A 13530-nucleotide genomic window follows, 5' to 3' on the forward strand; every position below is an offset into this window, starting at 1 on the left:
ATGCGCGGTGCGCCCCGTGTGACCGAAGGGGGCCGACAGGGACCGGCAACGCTCGCCGGTAGCCGCACGGCAGACCCCGGTGGCTCGACAAACTCCGGTGGCTCAGTAGGCCCCGCCTGCCCGGCAGGCCCGGTCTACACGGCGCCCGCTCCGGTGAGGGACCGCACCTCGGTCTCGGCGTGCTTGGCCTCGTCCGGGGTGTCGCCGGACGTGACCGTGCCCAGCCAGCCCGCGAGGAAGCCCGCCGGGATGGAGAACAGGCCGGGGTTCTGCAGCGGGAAGACCTGGAAGTCGACGCCCGGGAAGAGGGATTCCGGGCTGCCGGACACCACCGGGGACAGCAGCACCAGCACCACGGCCGGGACCAGACCGCCGTAGACGGCCCAGACGGCGCCGCGGGTCGTGAAGCCGCGCCAGAACAACGAGTAGAGCAGCACCGGGAGGTTGGCGGAGGCGGCCACCGCGAAGGCCAGGCCCACCAGGAAGGCCACGTTGAGGTCCCGGGCCAGCAGACCGAGACCGATCGCGACGACACCGATGCCGACGGCGGCGACGCGGGCCACGGCCACCTCGCTGTGCGCCCGTCCGCCCCGCCGGCGCCGCAGGGACGCGTAGAGATCGTGGGCGACGGAGGCGGAGGAGGCGAGGGTGATGCCGGCGACCACGGCGAGGATCGTGGCGAAGGCGATGGCGGCGACGACCGCGAACAGCACGGTGCCGCCCGTCGACCCGGCGCCGCCTCCCAGGTCGAGCGCGAGCAGCGGGACGGCGGTGTTGCCCGAGGCGTGGGAGGCGCGCACGGCGTCGGTGCCGACCAGGGCGGCGGCGCCGAACCCGAGCACGATCGTCATCAGGTAGAAGCCGCCGATGAGCCCGATGGACCACACCACCGAGCGGCGGGCCGCCCGGGCCGTGGGCACGGTGTAGAACCGGGACAGGATGTGCGGCAGCCCGGCCGTGCCCAGCACCAGGGCGAGCCCCAGGCTGATGAAGTCGAAGCGGGCGGTGAGGTCGCTGCCGTACGCCAGACCGGGTGCCAGGAACGCCTCGCCGTGGCCGCTGCGTTCGGCGGCGGTGACGAGCAGGTGGTTGACGTCCCCGTGGAAGCGCAGCAGCACGAGGACGGTCAGCACGATGGTGCCGCCGAGCAGCAGGACCGCCTTGACGATCTGGATCCAGGTGGTGGCCCGCATCCCTCCCAACGACACGTAGATCACCATGAGCGCCCCGACGCCGACCACGGTCCACGACTGCGCGGCGGTGCCGGTGCCTCCCAGCAGCAGCGCGACCAGCGTGCCCGCGCCGACCATCTGCGCCACCAGGTACAGAACGGACACGGCGACCGAGGAGGTTCCCGCCGCGATGCGCACCGGGCGTTCCCGCATCCGGGCGGCGACGACGTCGGCGAGCGTGAACCGGCCGCAGTTGCGCACCAGTTCCGCGACCAGGAGGAGGACCACCAGCCAGGCCACCAGGAAGCCGACGGAGTAGAGCATGCCGTCGTAGCCGTAGAGGGCGATGAGGCCGGAGATGCCGAGGAACGAGGCGGCCGACATGTAGTCGCCCGCGATGGCAAAACCATTCTCCATGGGTGAGAAGAGCCGGCCGCCGGCGTAGAACTCCTCCGGTGAGCCCTGCCGGTGGCGGCTCACCCAGGTGGTGATGGCCAGCGTGACCGCGACGAAGGCGCTGAACAGCAGCAGCGCGAGCGTCTGGTGATCCCCCGTCATGCCGCTCCGCCCCGTCCGCGCGTCAGTTCCTGGGTGTCCCAGCGGAGGTCGAGCGCGGCACGGTCCCGGCGCAGCCGGGCGTGCCGGGCGTAGGCCCAGGTGAGGAGGAAGGTGGTCAGGAACTGCCCGAGCCCGGCGAGCATCCCGACGTTCACGGCCCCGGCCACCGGGCGCGCCATGAGCTCCGGTGCGCCGGTGGCGGTCACCACGTAGGCCACGTACCAGGTCAGGAAGGCGGCGGCGCCGGGAATCACGAAGCGGCGGTACCGGCTGCGCACCTCCTGGAAGGCCGCGCTGCGCTGCACCTCGAGGTACACGTCCACGCCGGTGTCCCCGGGCGCCTCCCGGCGGGCCGACGGGACCGGCGCCGGTACGCCCTGCGGGCGCGCGGACTCGCCCCAGCCGGAGGCGAGCGCGTCGTACCAGGGGTCGTCGTACCTCACGTCACCGGCGTCCCCGGGGGCCTGGCGGGACCCGTCGGCGGGATCGGCGGCACTCTGCTGACCACCCCCGGCGACGCGAGGGCGGTCGTTGTTCTGCTGCATGCCCAAGGATGGACAGAACGGGAAGATCCCCGACTCTTCTTCCCGAATCACTTCACCCCATCAGGTGACCCTGACGCAGGTCGCGGCACCGGTGCGCCCCGGCTCGTGCCGGGCCGTACCGGGCTCCTGGCCCGGACGCGGCGACAGGGGGCGCTCGACGGTGCGATGGTGCATGACGGCGCGTGGACGGTGCGCGGACGCTGCGCGGGCTGAGCCGAGGGTCGCCACGGTCGTCCGGAGCCGGGCGGCAACGCCCGCCCGACCGGAACCAGCCCTGGGCCTCCTGGGGCCTCCCGGCCGGAGCCGATCGGGGACGTCCCGGCCCGAGCCGCACGGGGACCCCCCGACCCCGAGCCGGGAGTGGGGCCTCCCGGCGACGATCCGGAGTGGGGCCTCCCTCTCTGAGCCGGTCGGGGACGGTGGAACCGACCCCCTGACCCACGCCTGACGTGAGCCGCCAGGACGCCCGCTTCGGGCCTCGGCGCGTGCCGCACCGCACCGGGTTCCGGGCGCATGGAGCCGGACCGCCGGCGAGAGGGCAGAGGCCGTCCGCTCAGCCGGAGCCGGGCCTCCTCCTGGCTGCTGCGGCCCCTCAGGGAGCCCGCAGCACACGGCCCTGGCTGCCGTCGGATCCCCGCACGGGACTGCCCGCGAGGGATCCGACGGCGGCCAGGGCCTTCGCAGGCGGTGCCGGGGCCCGCGCGCTACGCGTCGATGCGGGAGCGGTCGAGCGTCGCCGCCGAGCTGGAGATGAACTCCTTGCGCGGGGCGACGTCGTTGCCCATGAGCAGGTCGAAGACCTGCTCGGCGGCCTCCAGGTCGGTGAGGTTGATCCGGCGCAGGGTGCGGTGACGGGGGTCCATGGTGGTCTCGGCCAGCTGGTCGGCGTCCATCTCACCGAGGCCCTTGTAGCGCTGGATCGAGTCCTTGTACCGGACGCCCTTGCTCTGGAACTCCATGAGCTTGTCGCGCAGCTCCCGGTCGGAGTACGTGTAGACGTACTTGTCCTGGCCCTTCTTGGGCTGGACCAGTTCGATCCGGTGCAGCGGCGGCACCGCGGCGAACACCCGGCCCGCCTCGACCATGGGCCGCATGTAGCGGTGGAACAGCGTCAGGAGCAGGGTGCGGATGTGGGAGCCGTCCACATCGGCGTCGGTCATCATGATGATCTTGCCGTAGCGGGCGGTGTCGATGTCGAAGGTCCGCCCCGACCCGGCCCCTATGACCTGGATGATCGCCCCGCACTCGGCGTTCTTGAGCATGTCGGTCACGGACGACTTCTGGACGTTGAGGATCTTGCCGCGGATCGGCAGCAGTGCCTGGAACTCGGAGTTCCGGGCCAGCTTCGCCGTACCGAGCGCCGAGTCGCCCTCCACGATGAACAGCTCGCTGCGCTCGACGTCGTCGCTGCGGCAGTCGGCCAGCTTGGCGGGCAGCGTGGAGGTCTCCAGAGCCGTCTTGCGCCGCTGGGCGTCCTTGTGCTGGCGGGCGGCGATCCGCGTCCGGGCCGCGGCCACCGCCTTCTCCATGACCGCGCGGGCCTGCTGGGCCGCGTCGCGCTTGGTGGAGGTCAGGAACGCCTTGAGCTCCTTGGAGACCACGTTGTTCACGATCCTGCGGGCGGCCGAGGTGCCGAGGACCTCCTTGGTCTGGCCCTCGAACTGCGGCTCGGCCAGCCGCACGGTGACCACCGCGGTCAGGCCCTCCAGGGCGTCGTCCTTGACGATGTCGTCCTCGGCGACGCGCAGCAGCTTCTTGGCGCGCAGCACCTCGTTCATCGTCTTGGCCACGGCCTGCTCGAAGCCGGCGACATGGGTGCCGCCCTTGGGGGTGGCGATGATGTTGACGAAGGAGCGCACCGTCGTGTCGTACCCGGTGCCCCAGCGCAGCGCGACGTCGACGCCCAGCTCCCGGGTGACCTCGGTGGGTGTCATCTGGCCGCGGTCGTCCAGGACGGGGACCGTCTCCTTGAAGGTGCCCTGGCCACTGAAGCGGAGCGTGTCGCACACGGGCCGGTCGGCGGCCAGGAACTCGCAGAACTCGCTGATGCCACCGTCGAAGCGGAAGGACTCCTCCCCCTTGCTCCCGCCGTCACCGAGGCCGTACTCGTCCCGGACCACGATGGTCAGGCCGGGCACCAGGAACGCCGTCTGCCGGGCCCGCTGGTGCAGCGTCTCCAGGGAGAGCTTGGCGTCCTTCAGGAAGATCTGCCGGTCGGCCCAGTAGCGCACCCGCGTGCCGCTGCGGCTCTTGGGGATCTTCTTGGCCTTGCGCAGGCCGCTGCCGGCCTCGAACTTCGCCTCCGGCCCCGCTCCCGAGAACGCGCCGGGGACACCGCGCCGGAAGCTGATCGCGTGCGTGTGCCCCGCGCGGTCGACCTCCACGTCCAGGCGGGCGGACAGCGCGTTGACGACGGAGGCGCCGACGCCGTGCAGACCGCCGGAGGCGGCGTAGGAGCCGCCTCCGAACTTGCCGCCGGCGTGCAGCTTGGTCAGCACGACCTCCACGCCGGACAGACCGGTCTTGGGCTCGACGTCGACGGGGATGCCGCGGCCGTTGTCCCGGACCTCCACCGACCCGTCGTCATGGAGGACCACCTCGATGTGATCGCAGTGGCCGCCGAGGGCCTCGTCCACGGAATTGTCGATGATCTCCCACAGGCAGTGCATCAGACCGCGGCTGTCGGTCGATCCGATGTACATGCCCGGGCGTTTGCGCACGGCCTCGAGCCCCTCGAGGACGAGCAGATGCCGAGCGGTGTAATTGCCACCGTCGCGGTCTGCTCCTGCCAGCAGAGCTGTGGACGGCACGGACGTCTCGGCGGTCACGCGGTTCGCTCCTCGCTGAATTTCAGATGGGGCCCTGATGGGTAAGGGCGGCGCTTCAGTCACCGGTGAGAGGGTACCGAGGCCTGATAGAGCCGTTGTCACGCCACCCTCGTCCCCGGACACCCTAGTCCAGGGTCGCATGCCTGTTCGATCCCTCGATGGGGTGAAGCACACATCACGTTCCCTTGGAGGCATGAACCATTTAGGCTCCGGGCACGTCCTCATGAACAACCGGCAACCCAGCCGGGAGGGCCGACCACCCGAAGACGACGCGAATCCGTACGACACATCAGACACGCAATACGGCACATTCGCCGCCAACCGGCAACAACCGACCACTCGGAAAGATTTTTCGAGAAGAAGCCCCGAGCGGGAACGTTTTGGGTTGGTTGGATGTTGACCCTGGTACGACAGCTCGTCGAGCTAGAGAAGAGGCGACGTGACTACTGTTCTGACCCCCGCGAGCCCGCTGACGGCCGCCGATCGCTGCGACCGCTGTGGCGCCCAGGCATACCTGCGCGTCGTCCTGCTCAGCGGCGGAGAACTGCTCTTCTGCGCCCACCACGGCCGCAAGTTCGAGCCGGAACTCAAGAAGATCGCCGCTGAGATACAGGACGAGACCGAGCGTCTGACGTCCCCGTCGGCGACCGCTTCCGCCGAAGAGCGCTGACACTCGCGCACACGACGAGCCAGACCGGCACAGGCCGGCCCACGGGCGGCCACCTCCCCACCGGAGGTGGCCGCCCGGCTCATCGGCGCGCGTGCGCTGCTCTGACCAGTCCCCCACCAGCACCTCCTTACCCCCCATCCCGCGCATCCGTGGGTCACGCCCTTCGGGCCGGTACGGCCGACCGACAGCCACCGCCCGGGGCACCGTGCCCCTCGCCAGCGCCCCGATTCCTGCGCCGTGACCGTGACCGACCGGAGGCGCCCGGCGCCGTACGCGGCGATCCCGACGGCGCCCCCGCCGATTCCCGGTCCCCCTGACGCACCCCTCACCGACTCCACGGCCCCGCCCCACGGGCGGGGCGTCCTCCGGCGGGAAGCGGCGGCCCCGGGCGACCCTCACCGGCGACGGGCGCCACGGGATGCCTCCGGCGCCCGAGTGGCGCAGACGCCGGCCACCGGTCCCCCGCGCTCGGAGACGCGACCGGACCCGCGCCTTCCGCACTGGCATCCGACCGGGCCCGCGCCCCCGGCACCGGCCCCTCACCCCCCACCCACCGTCTGCGCGACGGGGCGGCCCCACGCACCCCCTCGCCCACCGTCCCCTCACCCCGGCGACCCGAACGCGATGCGCGACGCGGGCCGCCGGGCCCCTGCGACCCTGCCGGGGCGCCAGTCGCCCCCGGAGCGCCCTTCGAAGACCTCACGCGGTGCCGTCCTCACCCGGTACCGCCCTTGCGCCCCCTGCTTCCTCACACCCGCGACTCCCGCACACCCTCCGCGGTCCGCGGTCCGCGGTCACGTCCCTGGCCGCGACCTGGACCCGGGCGGAAGGCCCCCGCCGCACAGCGGGCCGGGCCGGGCCGCCGAGGCCGTACCCGGTTCCGTCAGACACCGCGCAGGGCTGCCGCCGTCCACGGCGATCCGTCCCGGCTCGTCGCTCTGAGCTCGCCACCCGGACGGACCCGGATCGCGCCGATCTCGGAGCTCGTCACCCGGGTGGCCCCAGTCCGCACGACGCCCGGAACCCTCCACCCGGATGGCCCCGGACCACGCGAAGCGCGGAAGTCACCACCCGGATGGAGCCGGGCCACACGGATCGAGCAGGACACCCTCCGTGACCGCGACGGGGAGAGGCCCGTCCACTGCGGCGGGGAGGCTCGTCCGTCGCGGCGGAGGTTCAGCCCCAGCCGAGTGTCCGCAGGACCTCGGACACCCGCGTGTACACCCCCGGGCTACCCGCCCAGCCGCAGCCGCTTCCCCAGGACACCAGGCCGATCAGCCGCCCCTCGGCCACCAGCGGCCCCCCGCTGTCCCCCTGGCAGGCGTCCCGCCCGCCCGCGACCTCACCGGCGCACAGCATGGTGTCGGCCCGGTAGGCGCCGTCGGCACTGCCCGGATACGCGGCACGGCACAGTTGGTCGGGCAGGACGCGGACCCGTGCCGCGTGCAGGCTCCCGGCGTAGGAGCCACCGCCCGTGGTGTCGCCCCAGCCGTAGACGGTGGCGCGTGTGTCCGCCCGGTAGGCGGGGTCCCCGGCCGCGGCCATGCCGATCACGGAGTCCTCCGGAAGCGCCTCGGCCAGGCTGAGCACGGCGAAGTCGCCCGAGTTGGTGCCGGCGTCGTAGCCCGGGTTCACCCAGGTGGACCGGACGGCGATCTCCTGGCCCTCCTCGGAGAGCAGGTCCGTGCGTCCGGTGATGACCCTGAGGTCGCGCACCCGGTCCGGTGACGCTCCGAGCACGTTCTCGTCCATGCAGTGCGCCGCGGTCAACACGGTGGTCCTCCCCACGGCCACTCCCCCGCAGAACTGTCCCGCCCGGGTACCCCCGAACCGGTCACGGCTGGACAGCGCGACCGTCCAGGGCCCTTCCGACACGTCGACGGGGAAGCCGCCGACGACGATGCTGTCGGCTGCGGCAGGGGTGGCGGCCGTGGTCAGCGGTATCGCGGCTGCCGCAGCCGCGACGACCAGTGGCCGGGACAGGGCCCGGGCAAGGCGACGACGCATGCGCACTCCTCACACTGGGGTGATCGTTGGACACCCAGGGTGATCCACCGTGCGCAGGCCCGCACCCTCGGACAGCGCGACGGCCCGGCCCCCGCGCGGTGCAACCGTGCAAGGGGGCCGGGCCGTCGTGTGGTCGTGCGTCCGAGTCGGCCGTGGCCTAGTCGAGGTAGTCGCGCAGCACCTGGGAGCGCGACGGGTGACGCAGCTTCGACATGGTCTTGGACTCGATCTGACGGATGCGCTCGCGCGTGACCCCGTACACCTTGCCGATCTCGTCGAGGGTCTTCGGCTGACCGTCGGTGAGACCGAAGCGCATGGAGACGACGCCCGCCTCGCGCTCGGACAGGGTGTCGAGCACGGAGTGCAGCTGCTCCTGCAGGAGCGTGAAGCTGACGGCGTCGGCCGGGACGACGGCCTCGGAGTCCTCGATGAGGTCACCGAACTCGCTGTCGCCGTCCTCGCCCAGCGGGGTGTGCAGGGAGATGGGCTCGCGACCGTACTTCTGGACCTCGATGACCTTCTCGGGGGTCATGTCGAGTTCCTTGGCCAGCTCCTCCGGGGTGGGCTCGCGGCCCAGGTCCTGGAGCATCTGGCGCTGGACGCGCGCCAGCTTGTTGATGACCTCGACCATGTGCACCGGGATACGGATGGTGCGGGCCTGGTCGGCCATGGCGCGGGTGATCGCCTGCCGGATCCACCAGGTGGCGTACGTGGAGAACTTGTAGCCCTTGGTGTAGTCGAACTTCTCCACGGCGCGGATCAGACCGAGGTTGCCCTCCTGGATCAGGTCCAGAAACAGCATGCCGCGGCCGGTGTAGCGCTTGGCCAGGGAGACCACCAGACGGAGGTTGGCCTCCAGGAGGTGGTTCTTGGCGCGGCGGCCGTCCTCGGCGATGATCTCCAGCTCGCGCTTGAGCTTCGGCGCCAGCTTGTCGGAGTTGGCCAGCTTGTCCTCGGCGAACAGGCCCGCCTCGATGCGCTTGGCGAGTTCGACCTCCTGCTCGGCGTTGAGCAGCGGGACCTTGCCGATCTGCTTCAGGTAGTCCTTGACCGGGTCGGCGGTGGCACCGGCGGCGGCGACCTGCTGGGCGGGCGCGTCGTCCTCGTCCTCGTCGGAGAGCACGAAGCCGGCGTTCTCGGTGCCCTCGGGCTCCTCCGCGGCCTTGGGCTCCTCGATCGCTTCCTCGTCGCCCGGCTCGGCGGCGGTCTTCTTGGCCGCCGTCTTCTTCGCGGCGGTCTTCTTGGCCGTGGTCTTCTTCGCGGCCGTCTTCTTCGCGGCGGTCTTCTTGGCCGCGGTCTTCTTGGCGGGCACCTCCTCCTCGCCGGCCTCGTCCGCGGCGGGCGCCGCCGGGGTGGCGGCGGTGGCGGTGGCCTTCCGAGGAGTCGTCGACTTGGCGGCGACCGTCTTGGTGGCGGTCCGCTTGGCGGGGCTCTTCGCTGCGACGCTCTTGCGGGTGCGCTTGGGCTCTGCGGCACTGACCATCAGCGTCACACCCTCTTCCTCGAGGATCTGGTTGAGGCTGCGCAGTACGTTCTTCCACTGAGTGGCCGGAATCTGGTCAGCTTCGAAGGCCCGACGCACGTCGTCGCCGGCGATCTGCCCCTCAGCCTTTCCCCGCTCAATGAGCGCCATGACAGAGACGGACTCGGCGATCTCCGGCGGGAGCGTACGGGATGTGCTGGCCGACACGAACAACCTCTCGGAACGTTGGAAAACGGCTTCCGGCCCCGTCCACGTCGAACAGGAGCCGACCGCCGACTTGGGGATTGGGCCGACGGTGCGGGTGGGGACCGGGAGAGCACAGCGCCGTCATCGGCGTCCGTATTCCCTCCGTGGCTGCCACCAATTAGGTCATCGCGTTCTGCTCAGGAGCGTTACGCCCATTCCGCGTGGCCCGAGTCACACCCCATAAACATGCAAAAGCTGCCATACAGCGACATGAGTGGTCAGAAGCGGAGGCAGCGCTGCCCCACCCGGTCATCGGCTGCCCCGTAATGGGCTCCAGCGAACCTCCGGGCCTCGTTGACGGCACCCGGGACGGGGCACGGGACGGCCGGGGCGCCCGCGAGAAGTCCGCGAGCCCTCCGGGAGGTGCGGGCGGGCGGCACGGCTCGGCGCCCGGGGCGGCGCTCGGCGGACCGTGCGGGGCCGGAGGGTGTTCCGGGGAGCTCGCGGGCGCCCGCGGGACCGAGCACGGCCGCGCGGGCGCCGACGGAGGACGGGCGGCCCGGTGCCGCCACAGGAGGGGGGTGGCGCGCCGGGTCCCGCCGTCCGTTCACTGCGGTCAGTGTTCGCGGGGCGCGGGCACCACACGTTCCACCTCGGGGTGGACCGTGAGCAGCTGGCGCATGGCCGCCTCGGCCGCGGCACCGTCGCCGCCGGCGAGGGCGTCGGCGATCCGGCCGTGGTGCCCCAGCGACGCCTCCGTCGGCCGCTCACAGCCCGTGACCGGGCCTCCCGAGACCTGCAGCGCGGCGGTCACGATGCCGGACAGGTGCTCCAGCATGCGGTTCCCGGCGACCTGGATGAGCAGGGAATGGAACTCGGCATCGGCCCGGGCGAACGTGAGGGCGTCGCCCTGGCCCATGGCGTGCCCCATGATCTCCACCATGTCGGTCAGGCGCTGCTGGACGTCGTCCCGTCCGTGCCCGGCGGCCAGGCGGGCGGCCAGCGGCTCGATCGTCCAGCGCAGCTCACTGAGCTCTCGGCGCTGGTCGTCCCGCTGGGGTCCGAAGGCCCGCCACTCGATGATGTCCGGGTCGAGCAGGTTCCAGTCGCTGACCGGACGCACCCGCGTGCCGACGTTGGGGCGGGCACTGACGAGACCCTTGGCCTCCAGCACCCGGAGCGACTCGCGGACGACGGTACGGGACACCTCGAAACGCTGGCCGATCTCCTCGGGAACGAGCGGCCGGTCGGCGCCCAGGTCCCCGGAGACGATCATCTGTCCCAGCTGCTGGACGAGTTGTCCGTGCAATCCGCGCCCGCGGCTGCCCGCGGCGCGACGGCCGACGCGGGCCAGCTCCGGGTCCGCTCCGTCCCAGACGGGGGGCCCGACACGGTCGGCGACGGGTGCCTCCGCGAAGGGGTAGCGGTCGAGTTCGCCCGGGTTCGCGAGGCCGGCGTCGGCGGTGCGGGCGGTGGTCATCATGGTGTGCGCAAGGGTACTCACGCATCTTTTGTCGGCGCGGGGCCCAACTCCCTTGAGGGCTTTGGTGAAAAGCACACGAAAGGGTGATCGCTCACCCCGTCGCAATTGACGCCTTATCGGAAAGAAATGGGCTTTCCACGGGGAGTTGCGCACACGGCCGTAACAGCGGGGACAGGGACGGTCGTCATCGGACCCTGCCGCGCCGCGTGCTGAGCAGGAACGCGCAGGCCAGAGCCCCCACGGACAACACCAGGGCACCACCGACGGGTTGACCGATCATGCGCAGCGCAGTGTCCAGATACTGCTCTCCCCCGAAGGGCCACCGGAGCGGCAGCGCCTCCCGCACCCGTTGCGGAAACCCGACCGCACTTCGCACCCGCGTGCCCCGGGTCACCCATTCCAGGGCCGGCACGACGAGCAGGGGTACGGCCACGACCACGGCGAGCCCGGCGGTGGTGGACCGGAAGAGGCCCGCCCCGAGGACCCCGGCCCAGGCGCACCCGGTCACGAGACCGAGCCAACCCGCACTCAGCACGGGCCAGTCGGCGGGCACCCCGGCGAACTCCGGTCCGTGCACCAGCGCCAGCACCTGGGCGTCGCAGACGACGGTCAGGGCGGCGAGCGGCAGCGCGGCGACCGAGGCCACGAGCAGCTTGGCCAGGAGCAGCCCCAGCCGCCGGGACGCCGTGCCGCGGTCCGCCGCCAGTACGGGGTGGCGGAACTCCTCGCCGAAGGCCAGCGCCCCGAGCAGACCCGCTCCGATCGCGGCCGGAGGCAGCGGGAGTTCCCTAGGCCAAGCGGCGAGCAGCCGCGGCTGCGGGGTGTGCCCGATCCGGGCCAGCAGGACCGCGGTGAGCGCGGACACGATGACCACCACGGCGATGACCTTCGGTGCGGTCCCGGTGCCCGCGGCGCGCCGGAATTCGTAGCGCACGGGACGCAGCGGCGCAGGGACGGGACGTACGGAGAGCGGGGGCGGGAGCCGGACGGGAGCCGTCGACGCCGTGCCGGCCCGACCGGCGAGGGGGTGGCGGGACGGAACCGCGGGGCCGGGGCCTCCGACCGGTGCGGGAGCGGCAGCCCCACCGCCCCCGTCCTGCTCCGGGCGGGGACCGGGGGGCGGCGCGGCAGCGGCGGCGACCGCCGGGGAGCCGGGGGCGGAGGTGGAGGCAGGGGGAGCAGGGGGAGCAGGGGAAGCAGGGGCAGGCGAGGGTTCGGGGATCTGCGGCGCCTCGGGGGCCGGCTGGGGTTCCGGTGCGGGGTGCGGCCCGGGTTCCGGTGCGGGGTGCGGCCCGGGTTCCGGCGCGGGGTGCGGCCCGGATTCCGGCGCGGGGTGCGGCCCGGGTTCCGGCGCGGGGCTCGGCCAGGGGGCGGGCTCGACCTCCGCGCGGGAATCTGGCTCCGGGTCCTGCTCCGGGTCCTGCTCTGAATGTGCTTGCTGCTTCAGCTCCCGTTCCCGTTCCCGTTGCGGTTCCGGGTCGTTGAGCGGCTGGGGCGCCGGTTCGGGTGCGGGGCGGGCTTCCGTGCCGCGGCCGGGCCCCTCCACCGACCGTACGGACGCCGGGCTGCCGTCCGAAGCCGCTCCAGTGGGAACGGCCCCGCGTTCGCCACCGGCCCCCGGACCCATGTCTCCCACTTCGTCGGCCAGTTGGTGCACGACGATGCCGTTGCGGAACGCGATCTCGCCCACGTCGGCACACGTACTGCCGTAGACGCGGAGGCGGTTGCCGCCCTCGGGCACCACCTCCACGGAGCGCCGCGCGGCGCGGGCCTCCCGGCTGAGGAGCACGGAGAGGCGAGCGGCGTGAGGGCTGCGGACGGCGACCCGGGGGCGCAGCCGGGTGCGGGAGAACTCCGCCCCGTCCTGATCGGCGACGACCCTCCCTCCGTCGAGGGTGACCACGTGATCGCCGATGCGTGCCGCCTCCTTGGGGTCCGCCGTCGTGCAGAGGACGGTGCCGCCCTGTTCGGCGTGGGCCCGGAGCAGGGCGTGCAGCCACCGGTGCTCACGGGGGGCGAGGCCACGGGTGGGCTGGTCGAGCACGAGTGTGTGCGGATCGGCCAGCAGGGCGCAGGCGAGGCCCAGGCGCCGGTCGGCGCCCCGGGAGAGCGTGCCGAGGCGTTCGCCCCGCAGGCTCACCAGCCCGACCGCGTCGAGGACTTCGTCAGCACGGTCCACGCGGGCGCCGACGGCGGCGCACAGCATGCGCAGATGCCCCCGGACCGTACGGGCGGGATGGCCGGGTACGTCACCGAGCAGGACGCCGACCTCGCTCGCGGGCCGGGGGATGCGGTGCAGCGGGCGTCCCCTGAAGTGCGCGACGCCCCGGCCGCTTTGGAGTCCGAGCAGGAGTCTGAGTGCCGTGGTCTTGCCCGCGCCCGGTGCTCCGAGCAGCGCGGTGACGCGGCCGGCGTGCGCCTCGAAGGAGACGTTGTCGACGGCGGGCGGAAGCTCTTTGCGGGGGTTGCTGGTCAGTCCGATGGCCTCGATCACCCGAAGCAAGATAGCGCGCCATAAGGGGTTTTTCGGGCATCGCGGGGCCCTGCGGCCGACGGCGACGGAGCGGAGGCCGGGCCCGAGGGTCACGGACGGCCGGG

The 13530-nt window shown here is 72.5% G+C and carries 8 protein-coding genes; 1 reads left to right on the forward strand and 7 read right to left on the reverse strand.

The features are described from left to right. Positions 1-134: 134 nt before the first annotated feature. From AC02VZ_RS13695 to AC02VZ_RS13705, 3 genes are all read right to left on the reverse strand, one after another. Positions 135-1730: a solute symporter family protein gene (locus tag AC02VZ_RS13695; RefSeq protein ID WP_432054629.1), complete on the reverse strand. Its 1596-nt coding sequence runs from the start codon at positions 1728-1730 to the stop codon at positions 135-137. After that, positions 1727-2275 carry a DUF485 domain-containing protein gene (locus tag AC02VZ_RS13700; protein ID WP_476475439.1) on the reverse strand — a complete coding sequence of 183 codons (549 nt, stop codon included), beginning with the start codon at positions 2273-2275 and terminating at the stop codon, positions 1727-1729. Before AC02VZ_RS13700 ends, AC02VZ_RS13695 begins: the two co-directional genes overlap by 4 nt. 704 nt (positions 2276-2979) lie before the next feature. Then, the gene (locus AC02VZ_RS13705) at positions 2980-5103 is read right to left on the reverse strand and encodes a DNA gyrase/topoisomerase IV subunit B (RefSeq protein ID WP_432054627.1); all 2124 of its coding nucleotides are present in this window, start codon (positions 5101-5103) and stop codon (positions 2980-2982) included. 439 nt (positions 5104-5542) lie between these two features. Here AC02VZ_RS13705 and AC02VZ_RS13710 point away from each other — a divergent pair, with 439 nt between their 5' ends. Next, positions 5543-5773 (forward strand): DUF7455 domain-containing protein, encoded by a 231-nt coding sequence (locus tag AC02VZ_RS13710; RefSeq protein ID WP_164336075.1) that lies wholly within the window; start codon positions 5543-5545, stop codon positions 5771-5773. 1176 nt (positions 5774-6949) lie between these two features. On the opposite strand, the gene AC02VZ_RS13715 is transcribed toward AC02VZ_RS13710, so the two are convergent. The 4 genes from AC02VZ_RS13715 to AC02VZ_RS13730 form a co-directional block, all read right to left on the reverse strand. After that, on the reverse strand, positions 6950-7780 hold the full coding sequence (locus AC02VZ_RS13715) for a S1 family peptidase (protein WP_476475440.1): 831 nt from the start codon (positions 7778-7780) through the stop codon (positions 6950-6952). Positions 7781-7937: 157 nt separating this feature from the next. Then, entirely contained in the window at positions 7938-9470 is a 1533-nt protein-coding gene (locus tag AC02VZ_RS13720; RefSeq protein WP_432054625.1) for an RNA polymerase sigma factor, read from the reverse strand. Positions 9471-10065: 595 nt separating this feature from the next. Beyond that, positions 10066-10953, reverse strand: coding sequence for a FadR/GntR family transcriptional regulator (locus tag AC02VZ_RS13725; protein ID WP_432054624.1), 888 nt, complete (start codon positions 10951-10953; stop codon positions 10066-10068). A gap of 163 nt (positions 10954-11116) precedes the next feature. Continuing rightward, positions 11117-13426 (reverse strand): ATP-binding cassette domain-containing protein, encoded by a 2310-nt coding sequence (locus tag AC02VZ_RS13730; RefSeq protein WP_476475441.1) that lies wholly within the window; start codon positions 13424-13426, stop codon positions 11117-11119. Between the last annotated feature and the right edge of the window lie 104 nt (positions 13427-13530).

This window comes from Streptomyces sp. 3-6, from assembly GCF_056323165.1.